Here is a 10,391-nt window from a genome sequence, read left to right on the forward strand (position 1 = left end):
TTGGCGCATTGCCTCTCCCCTATCGCCTCTACATCATCAGTCCTAACGCCCCCGCCGGCTATCACTAGAGGCACTGGGTCTCCGCTGTGGTTCTTAACCTCGCAGGGGGTGGAGTGGTCGCCTGTTAGCGTTATTACCGTCTTTTCGAGATTGACGTTGTCTAAGATGTATCCTACGAGACGGTCGAGCTTTTCAATCATCTCAACTTTCTTCATTGCGTTTCCATCGTGGCCAGCCGCATCAGTTGGCTTGAAGTGGACGAACACGAAGTCATGCTCTTTCAAAGCTTTAACCGCCGCTCTGGCCTTGGCAATTTCATTCGTATCGTACTCTCCGGTTATGCCGTTGACGGGAATTAGCTCAAAACCAACTGCTTTCAATACTCCTCCAACCAATGCAACCGCAACGATTGCACCGGCTTTTACTTTCCACTGCTCTGGGAACTTCTTTGGAATATCGGGAGCTGTGCCGGCACCCCTAATTAGGAGATAGTTTGCAACTGGCTTTCCTTCTTTTCTCCTCTTTTCATTTACTGGGTGCTTCTCAAGGACTTCATGTGCTTTTCTCACGAACTCTTCTAAGATTTCAGCGGTTCTCTTACTCTCTTCGTCCTCATAGGTGAACTCGTGCGGTGGCTTGCCCGCTTCATGGGGATCGTTCTCTCCAACGCGGTAGCCTTTTGCTAAACCTCTAAGAACTAAAACCGCTCTGTGTGATGTGGCCCCTTTGAATATGAACTCCACGGGGAGCTTAACCTCCTCTTGGATTGCTCTGGCCAGTTCATGTGCTTCCTCCGTTGCTATTCTTCCGGCTCTTCTATCGACAATTAGGCCGTTTTCATATGTGGCGAAGTTTACCCTAAAGGCTATGTCGTCTTCCCTAACATCTATGCCCGCTCCTAATGCCTCATAGTAGCCCCTTCCCCTGTATGTCTTGTAGGGGTCGTAGCCCAAAATGGAGAGGTGAGCGGTATCACTTCCGGCGGGCTGACCCGGGAAAATGGGGTCCTGCATCCCGCAAATTCCAATTTTTGCCAGCTTGTCCAAGTTGGGTGTATTAGCGTATTCCAGAGGTGTTTTTCCACCGAGTTCTTTTATTGGTCTGTCACCCAATCCATCGGCGAGTATGAAAATTCCCTTTCTCTTCATGGTATCACCTGTGGGAAGTGGGAGTTTGGATATTTAAGCATGTCTTTTATGACATTAAAACATCCGGCTTACTCCAACCCTATGACATCGAAACATTTATTACCCCAGAAGCCTAACGCTTAGCGGTGGTAAGTGTGGAGAGGCGTCTCTATGCCCTTATACTCATCATTGCAATTGTGGGTGTGGGAATCAATTACTACGTGCAGCACTATCAGGGTGGGGAGATATATGAGGCTGCCAACAGGGCGTTCAACCTTGTGAAGAATGGATTCAATGTTACCGTGACCATTGAGAGCGTGGATGGGAAAATCTTTGAGGGGGAACTCTTTTCGATATCTGGTTCTACGATTTACGTGGTTAAAAACGGGAAGCGCTTCACGGTTGGAGGGCCTTCAGCTCGCCTTGAGGACGTAAAAGCCAAAAAAATAGAGATTCATGTTAAGGGCAAGGTTTACGTTTATGAACTCCCTCCCATTGAAGGGAAATTCCACGAGGCAATAGCACCATACAAAGTTCCTGCGTATTCTGAGAGATTTTCGGGTTTGATCTACGTTAAGGGGGATTTTGATGCTCTGGAATTTGGAAAGCTTAAATACGATGTGGATTACCTCACCTATGGTTCTATAGATGTGAAGCAGCCTTTAGGGGAAGGTGTCATTATCTCGGCAAATTTTGTCCCGATATCCATGCTTGAGGAGCATCTGGGCGATAAGGAGATATACATGTACGGGACACTCTATGTGAACTCCGATGAGAGGAATCTTGGCTTAAGGCTTTTAGAGGTGAGAACTCAATGAGGCTCCCCCTTTTGATTCCGGTGACATTTTTGGTCTTTATCACCTTCGGGCTGGCCTCTTACAAAACCTTTGCAGTTGGATCGCTCTTTGTTCTTGCAATGACCTACGGCATTTTAAAAGGGAACGAGGTTAGGTGGAAGGACAGACCTTTGAGGATCATAAACGAGAAACCCATGCTCTGGATATTTTCTCTATCCCTTATCCTCATAGCCCTCCAAATTCTCCTCATCAGACGGATTCCCCTAATAGACCCCTCGGCGAAGCATTTGTTAAACCCCCGTTTGACAGGTCTCACATATTTTTTGGGGGTGCCTTCGAGCATCTACCTCTTTTTGAGGGGGAAAAAATACTCTCTCTTCTATCCTGTTCTGGTCGCACTTTACGGTTATAGAACACCCGTTTTGGTGAGTTTTATAGCTTTTGGCGCCGCATATTTTGAGGAGAAACGCATCAAACTGAAGCATCTAATAGTATTCTCAATTTTAATTTTGGCTGGTTTTTTGGGAATTGCACTTATCAGGGGTGAAGCCCTTGGAGCTCAGCTCATAAGGATTCAGGCGACAACATCCGTGCTGGACGTCATAATATCCCGTGCCCCTCTCCATGGCTTCTACCACGGTGCCCTCCAGTGGGCAGGGATTCGCTCCTACATCCTTGGGGGTTATTCTCCGAGATATCTCGTGGCACGCTTTTTGTACGTGAAAACAGGAGTTTCCATAACTCCAACCCTTCTCGGGGGAATGTATCTCGATTTCGGGGTTCTCTCAATATTGGAAGCATATCTCCTGGGACTTTACTATGGAGTGATAAGCAGGGCAAAGGATAGCTTCTCAAGGGTGATCTACTACACAACCCTTGCTTATGGTGTTGTCGGGGTCGAGACGGGAATTCTGGATCTGCCGGTGTACATATTCTTCTTCATAGGCTTTTATCTAGTCCTCAGAGGCAAGTATGGGATAAAGGTGGTGAAGATTGCGGAGTGACAGAATCTTTGCCCTATTTTTGGGAGTGTATCTCTTACTGGCACTACTGGGGAAGATCATGTTCCCTGGTTATCTGGGAACTTTAAACCCTGTGGCACTGTTCTATGCTTTACTCTTTTCCCTGCTGATCTTTTTGGGATACCTCTTTTCCGACAAGCTGCCTAAGGAGCGTCTCTACTTATATCTGGTTGTCAGTACGTTGATGGGAGCATCCACTGGAATTCTTGGCATTGTGTTATCTTTATCCATTTTATTGGGGGGGATTTTTCTGATGAGAAATGGAGGAACCGATATAAGGCATGCCTATTATGCCGGATTTGTGCTGGTGATTCTGCTCCCCCTCATCGCCATAGTAAAGGGTGTGATTCCAATTTTGGAGCCCCATATGAGATACACGCCTATGAAAAATCTCTATTTTGCATCGGCAATTTTTGCAACGCTCCTGCTCTCGTATAAACCGAATATTTATCTCTTTCTGATTGCAGAGGCATTCGCCGTAATCTCCACATTTAGAACCAATGCCCTTATAGTTTTCCTCGCATATATTTTCAGGGCAGGAAGGGAAGAAGCTAAAAGAGTTCTCCTTCTGGGTGTCCCTTTAATCCTGCTGGTATTCCTCGTACGCTTTTATGCAACCAAGGGCACCTACGCCATATGGAAGCTCGGTTTTATTCAAACCTTGGTCTATCGAGCGGGATTTTCTTACATGGTCTATGAAAGGTTATTTTCGCTGGGAATGCCACTTGGCAGGTTTAACATTCTTTTAAACAAGTACCCGCGATTTTTTGTGGCTTCTCTCTTTGGAAAATCGACCAGTTACACATATACGCTCTTCGGTCAGCCAGCCTATGATTTCGGAATCTTCGGGCTCATGGAGGGATTTTTAGTGGGTGCCGCATTGAGGGATGCTGAGAGAGTTCAAACTTTCAAGTCTCTGGCTCTAGTCTTCCTCGTGCTTGCAATAGAAAATGGATTCGATGCCCTAAATTTTGGAATTATAATGGGTTCAGCTTTCTTTTCACTAGGAAGTAGGGAGGGATTCCTGTGGAACGAAATAAGGTAATCTCCATCATGCTGTTTATCCTTGCGCTTTCCATCAGCATACTCACAACTCCACCCAAGACGAGCATAACCTATGACGAAGCCCTATACATTGACATAGCCAGGAACTTGGCCAGCGGATTATCCAACTTCACGTATCAGGGAGTTTACATGATGTATCGCCCGCCCCTCTATCCTTATACCCTTTCCATTTTCTACCGCATCTTCGAATACGGTGCTCACCTAACAATAGCCCGCCTGATTTCCTCGCTATTTTATGCTCTCACGTCTATTCTGGTGTACTCCTTTGTGATTGAGCTTTTTGGGGATAAAAAAAGAGCCCTTTTAGCGAGTCTGTTCTACATCTTCAATCCTCTGGCATTTGCAATGTCGAGCAGAGCACTGGTTCATAGTGAATTCACATTTTTTTATACTCTATCTCTTTTCTTCCTCTACAAAGGAAGAAAGAATGGGGAGAAGCCATACATTTATCTTTCCTTCCTATCGGCGGGACTTGCAATTTTAACGCGTTACACTGGGCTTTCCATAGTGGGTGTTATATTTGCCTACCTCTATCTGGTGGAGCACTGGGAGTGGATGAAAAGGAGGGAATACTACATTGGCATTGCAGTATTGGCTCTAACCCTTTTGCCCTGGCTTTACATGGGACACACCTACTATGGAGGTGTTTTTAGACCTTTCACAGTTGCATCGAGGGTTGTAACCCTTGATAAGCCGAGCTCTGCCTTTGAATATTTATCCCTTGTGGCGAAGGCTTTGAGCATGACCTTCATCGGGCTGATGATTTTGGGCTTCGTGAAGCAGAGGAAAGACGAGAGGGGATGGCTTTTACTGAGCTGGGCATTCATTGGTTTAATGGGTATTCTGACCGTAGTTCATAAGGAGGTGCGTTTTTTAACATTTTTAAGCCCGGTGATGGCGATTTACGCTGAAGAGGGCATATACTTCCTCTACAGGTTATCCATCAAATTTAAACCCTCCATTAGTGCAAGAACAAAATCCATTATACTGCTTATACTCCTGTTGTTTCTCCTGATCCCCAAGATACCGAATGCAGTGGAGTATAAAACTGAGGAGTGGGATAGCGTAAACTATCAGGAGACGGGGGTTTTAACTTATATCAGAGCCCACTATAACGTCACGAGAATAATGGTTTCTCCGAGAATGTACACTCTGGCAGGGTTTTTCTTCCCCGAGGCAGAGGTTGATCAGATAATAACCTATCCCAAGATGAAAAGGGGGATAGTAAACGGTTACTATGATATTATCGTTTACAAGGAAGGGGATCTTCTCTGGGAGGAAATTGAGTCATCAGATAAGTACATTCTCACAAAGGAGTTTTATGGGGGAAAATTCAAAGTTTTCATTAGAAAATCCTAGTATCTTCACTCAAAACATCTTTTTTTGAAGCATTTTTGGACATATCTTGACATTTAGAAGGTTTTATACTCATAAAAACCATACTTGGACAGTTAATTTTAAATAGCCTCCTTTGGATATCACTCACGGTTACTCTTTAAAATTTGGAGGGATTGAGATGGCTGAGTACAAGTTTATAAAATGGTTTGAAGACCTGAGAAAGACGGATGTGCCTCTTGTGGGTGGAAAAGGAGCAAACCTTGGGGAAATGACAAGCGCAGGCATCCCCGTTCCACCGGGGTTCTGTGTTACTGCGGAGGCGTATAAATACTTCGTTGAAAACGTCAAGGTTGAGGATGGAAGGAGCCTCCAGGAGTGGATTATGGAGGTCATCGCTGGCACCAATGTTGATGACTCAAAACAGCTCCAGGAGAACACGGCTAAGATAAGGGAGAAGATAATCTCAATGGAAATGCCTGGGGAAATTGGTAAGGAGATTGAGGAAGCTTATAAAACATTAAGCGAAAGATTCAACAAAGATGCCGTTTTTGTTGCCGTTAGGAGCTCAGCCACAGCCGAGGATCTTCCCGAGGCTTCATTTGCAGGTCAGCAGGAAACTTATCTGGATGTTTACGGTGTTGATGATGTTATTGAGAAGGTTAAGAAGTGCTGGGCCTCACTCTGGACTGCAAGGGCCACATTCTATAGAGCCAAGCAAGGATTTGATCACTCAAAGGTCTATTTGAGCGCCGTTGTCCAGAAGATGGTCAACAGCGAGACCAGCGGTGTCATGTTCACTGCCAACCCCGTTACAAACGATAGAAATGAGATCATGATAAACGCCGCATGGGGACTCGGTGAGGCAGTCGTCAGCGGAAGCGTTTCCCCCGATGAGTACATCGTCGAGAAAGGCACCTGGAAGATAAAGGAGAAGTACATTGCCAAGAAGGAGGTTATGGTTGTTAGGAACCCAGAGACCGGAAAGGGCACCGTTTACGTTAAGGTTGCCGACTTCCTTGGTCCGGAGTGGGTTGAGAAGCAGGCTCTCACGGAGGAGCAGATCGTCGAGGTCGCCCAGGTAGGTGCCAAGATCGAGGAGCACTATGGCTGGCCGCAGGACATTGAATGGGCATATGATAAAGATGATGGTAAACTCTACATAGTTCAGTCAAGACCGATTACAACCCTTAAGGAAGAGGTTAAGACGGAGGAGGCTGAAATGACGGAGGAGATGAAGGTTCTCCTCAAGGGTCTTGGAGCTTCACCAGGTATCGGTGCAGGTAAAGTTGTCATCATATTTGAGGCGGATGAGATTGATAAGGTCAAAGAGGGAGATATCCTCGTTACGACAATGACAAATCCGGACATGGTTCCGGCAATGAAGAGGGCAAGTGCTATCGTTACGGACGAAGGTGGAAGGACCTGCCACGCCGCCATTGTCTCAAGAGAGCTTGGAATCCCAGCAGTTGTCGGTACAAAGGAAGCCACAAAAGTCCTCAAGGATGGAATGCTTGTAACAGTTGATGGTACGAAGGGTGTCGTCTTTGAGGGAATAGTCAAGAAGCTCGTCGAGAAGGAGAAGGAAGAGGAAGCAAAGGCTAAGGTAATTGGAGGAGGTGCCCCACTCCTTACGGCTACGGAAATTAAGGTAAACGTTTCAATGCCCGAGATCGCGGAGAGAGCTGCAGCTACGGGTGCGGATGGCGTTGGTCTCCTCAGGGCAGAGCACATGATCCTTGGAATCGGGCAGCACCCAATCAAGTACATAAGGGATGGCAAGGAGGAGGAACTCATTGAGAAGCTCATGGAAGGTATTAGAACAGTTGCAGAGGCATTCTACCCAAGGAGGGTATGGTATAGGACATTGGATGCTCCAACAGATGAGTTCAGGAACCTGCCCGGTGGAGAAGAGGAGCCAGAGGAAGCCAACCCAATGCTTGGATGGAGAGGAATTAGAAGGGGTCTTGACCAGAAGGAGCTTTTGAGACCAGAATTCAAGGCAATAAAGAGACTCGTCGACGAGGGCTTCACAAACATAGGCGTCATGCTTCCATTGGTGAGCCATGTTGAACAGCTCAGGGAGGCCAAGAGGATAGCGAGGGAAGTTGGGCTGGAGCCACAAAAGGACATAGAGTTTGGTGTTATGATAGAGGTACCTGCAGCTGCTTTGATAATTGAGGAGCTGGCTAAAGAGGGCATAGACTTCATAAGCTTTGGTACAAACGATTTGACCCAGTACACACTTGCGGTTGACAGAAACAATGAACTCGTTGCAAAGCTCTACGATGAGACTCACCCCGCTGTCATGAAGCTCATCGAGTACGTTATAGAGGTTAGCAAGAAATACGGCTTTGAGACGAGCATATGTGGTCAGGCAGGAAGTGATCCAAAGATGGCAAGGAAGCTCGTGAGACTTGGAATCGACAGCATTTCAGCCAACCCAGATGCAGTTGAGCTCATAAGGAAAGTTGTTTACCAGGAAGAGCAGAAGATGATGCTCGAAGCTGCAAGAAGGGCTCTTAGGGAGTGAGCCCTTTTACCCTACTTTTCTGTTTTTGGATACGCTCATCCAAGTATTCTGGTTGTTGATTTCGCGTTTGTAATTGGGCAATAATACTTGTGCTTGGGGAATTTAAAACAATTCAATCACAACAGGGTGGATGAGCCTCCGGATAAATTATCCGTAATAATCTTTTTATATTAACGTTTCGATTCTGATTTGATAAGCATGAATGGAGATAAGATACACGAGATGCGCAGGGAAATCGTTGAAGGAAACATTGAGAGGACGCTCGTAAAATTAGCTTACCCTTTAATAATCAACAACATGGTACAGGTACTTTATAATCTAACGGACACTTTCTGGTTGGGTAAACTTGGGAGGGAAGAGCTCTCAGCCCCTGGTACGGCATGGCCCTTGGTATGGTTTTTCATGAGTATAGGAATGGGATTTGCAACGGCAGGATTTGCATTTGTGAGCCAGTATATAGGGGCTAAGGACTATGAGAGAGCTAATCGATCAGCAGGAGCCCTTTACTCCCTCATGATGTTTTTCTCCCTGTTTGTGACATTCTTTGGGCTTTTAATTGCTTCTTTTGCTCTCAAATTCATGAATGTGACCCCTGAGGTGTATCCCTATGCTTTAAACTATATAAGGGTGATTTTTATAGGAATTCCCTTTTCGTTCACTCTCTTTGCCTTTAACTTTCTTTTAAGGGCGGTTGGGGACACAAAAACACCTGTCAGGATAAACATGTTTACCGTTTTTCTCAATATTGTTTTGGATCCCCTTTTAATCTTTGGATGGCTTGGCTTCCCAAGACTTGGAGTTATTGGTGCCGCCGTGGCAACAATGTTCTCCAACAGCATGGGATCCTTTATAGGAGGATATCTTTTATTCAAAGGGAGAGTGGGCATTCACTTGACTAGGGAGAGCCTAAAGCCGGATCTTAAGTTTTATGGTAAAATATTCCGGGTAGGTTTGCCCTCCAGCGTGGGATTTTCGGCAGATGCTCTGGGTTTTGTAATCCTCACGAGGATAATTTATATTTATGGGACAGTCGCTTTTGCAACTTACAGCATTACAAACCGTTTAACCAACTTCATGTTCGCCTTCGCTGATGGAATAAGTCAAGCTATGGGAACGATGGTGGGACAAAATGTTGGGGCTGAAAAGTATAGGAGGGCTAAGAAAATAGCTGAAAAGACGATGCTGATCAATTTCGTAATTTTGAGCATTGGAACCGCAATCGTGGTTATATTCAGACCTCAGATCTTCAGTTTTTTCATAAAGGATAGGGAGATACTGAAGGAAAGTGTGAAAGTGGTCAGATATTTTGCCTTTTCGCTTCCCTTTTTCGGCATATTTGATGCTGTGAGCAATGTTTTTCAGAGTGCAGGACATACAAAGAAGAGCATGATTCTTGGAATGCTCAGGCTTTGGGTCTTAAGAATACCTCTTGCCTATCTTTTGGGAGTGTTAATGGCAGACACACTGGGTGTCTGGCTCGGTATGGGCTTAAGCAATATCATAGGGGCGTTGATAGGCTTCCTGTGGTTCATTAAGGGCTCGTGGATGAGGCGGATAATAGAGCATTAACATTAATCTTCAAGGGCAAACTTTTTTAACTCCAAAATGTAGTACCATGTGGTGGTAGGTTTGAAATTCAGATTTTTTATTGCACTCGTTATACTGATCTCCCTTCTCTGTCTGGGGATGATTCACAGAGAAAATTCCCCGCCCATGGAGTATGAGGTTTCTAACGTCACCACCCTTGGTTATGAGAATTACAGCATAGATAAGGAGCTGTTTTTGAGTTCTAATCTCCCGGATCCTAACACACATCTCGAGGAGCTTCCCTCCATTGCATATGAGAAGCCCATGATCTTCATCCATGATGTGACTCCCCGCTACTTCAAAGAGCTCAGAAAAGTCGTGAAAATTATAGACAGGCACAATTATTCCTCAAGAACCGTGCTCTTTGTAATCCCCCGTTTTGATCCCCCACATTATGGTGATAAATGGGACTTGAGGAATAACCCCCATTTTGTTTCATATCTTCATGAGCTCCAGGCGAGGGGTTACAGAATAGAGCTCCACGGTTACGAGCACATATTCCATGAATTCAATTGTTCGTATGTTACGGCGAGGGAAAGGCTCGAAAATGCAACATTTCTAATGGGGAGTGTAGGGTTCGGGAATTTCACCCTATTTCTGCCTCCGGCATGGGCCTTGAGCAATGAATCCATAGAGAGCATTAAAGAATACAATCTGACTATTGTTATGCCCGATTACTTTATACTTCCCAATGGGAGCATAATGAGGGTGTGGAACCATGAATACACATGGTATATTGAGAGAAATGAAACCGACATACGGGTTTTAATAGCCCTCCATGATTACAACCAAACCGGCAGAGCCGGGATTCCCTTTTACCTCTCGATTCATCCTCAGGTCATTGTATATGGTGGGGGATTAGAATTTCTGGATAAATTTTTAAATAATGTGAATGGCTTGCAGATTAGACCATGAATTTTTTACG

Annotated in this window: 8 protein-coding genes; 7 read left to right on the forward strand and 1 reads right to left on the reverse strand. The window is 45.4% G+C overall.

Annotated features, from left to right (window positions below; genetic code table 11):
• On the reverse strand, positions 1–1,148 hold a 1,148-nt coding region (locus tag ACXJGZ_RS07735), incomplete at its 3' end, for a 2,3-bisphosphoglycerate-independent phosphoglycerate mutase (RefSeq protein WP_456398928.1).
• Between the two features lie 125 nt (positions 1,149–1,273).
• Here ACXJGZ_RS07735 and ACXJGZ_RS07740 point away from each other — a divergent pair.
• The 7 genes from ACXJGZ_RS07740 to ACXJGZ_RS07770 all read left to right on the forward strand — a co-directional run bounded on the left by ACXJGZ_RS07740 (position 1,274) and on the right by ACXJGZ_RS07770 (position 10,381).
• The gene (locus ACXJGZ_RS07740) at positions 1,274–1,945 is read left to right on the forward strand and encodes a phospholipase D-like domain-containing protein (protein ID WP_456398930.1); all 672 of its coding nucleotides are present in this window, start codon (positions 1,274–1,276) and stop codon (positions 1,943–1,945) included.
• Positions 1,942–2,928: a hypothetical protein gene (locus ACXJGZ_RS07745; RefSeq protein WP_456398932.1), complete on the forward strand. Its 987-nt coding sequence runs from the start codon at positions 1,942–1,944 to the stop codon at positions 2,926–2,928. Before ACXJGZ_RS07740 ends, ACXJGZ_RS07745 begins: the two co-directional genes overlap by 4 nt.
• Positions 2,918–3,991: a hypothetical protein gene (locus ACXJGZ_RS07750; RefSeq protein WP_456398934.1), complete on the forward strand. Its 1,074-nt coding sequence runs from the start codon at positions 2,918–2,920 to the stop codon at positions 3,989–3,991. Before ACXJGZ_RS07745 ends, ACXJGZ_RS07750 begins: the two co-directional genes overlap by 11 nt.
• Positions 3,973–5,370: an ArnT family glycosyltransferase gene (locus tag ACXJGZ_RS07755; RefSeq protein WP_456398936.1), complete on the forward strand. Its 1,398-nt coding sequence runs from the start codon at positions 3,973–3,975 to the stop codon at positions 5,368–5,370. Before ACXJGZ_RS07750 ends, ACXJGZ_RS07755 begins: the two co-directional genes overlap by 19 nt.
• A gap of 157 nt (positions 5,371–5,527) precedes the next feature.
• Positions 5,528–7,879: a phosphoenolpyruvate synthase gene (gene ppsA / locus ACXJGZ_RS07760; protein ID WP_456398938.1), complete on the forward strand. Its 2,352-nt coding sequence runs from the start codon at positions 5,528–5,530 to the stop codon at positions 7,877–7,879.
• A 198-nt stretch (positions 7,880–8,077) separates the two neighbouring features.
• A complete protein-coding gene (locus ACXJGZ_RS07765; RefSeq protein ID WP_456326774.1) occupies positions 8,078–9,448 on the forward strand; it encodes an MATE family efflux transporter in 1,371 nt (456 codons plus the stop codon).
• 51 nt (positions 9,449–9,499) lie between these two features.
• Complete coding sequence (locus ACXJGZ_RS07770; RefSeq protein ID WP_456321055.1) at positions 9,500–10,381, forward strand: DUF2334 domain-containing protein; 882 nt, start codon at positions 9,500–9,502, stop codon at positions 10,379–10,381.
• The last annotated feature ends 10 nt before the right edge of the window (positions 10,382–10,391 follow it).

The sequence above is a fragment of the Palaeococcus sp. (in: euryarchaeotes) genome, from assembly GCF_053987695.1.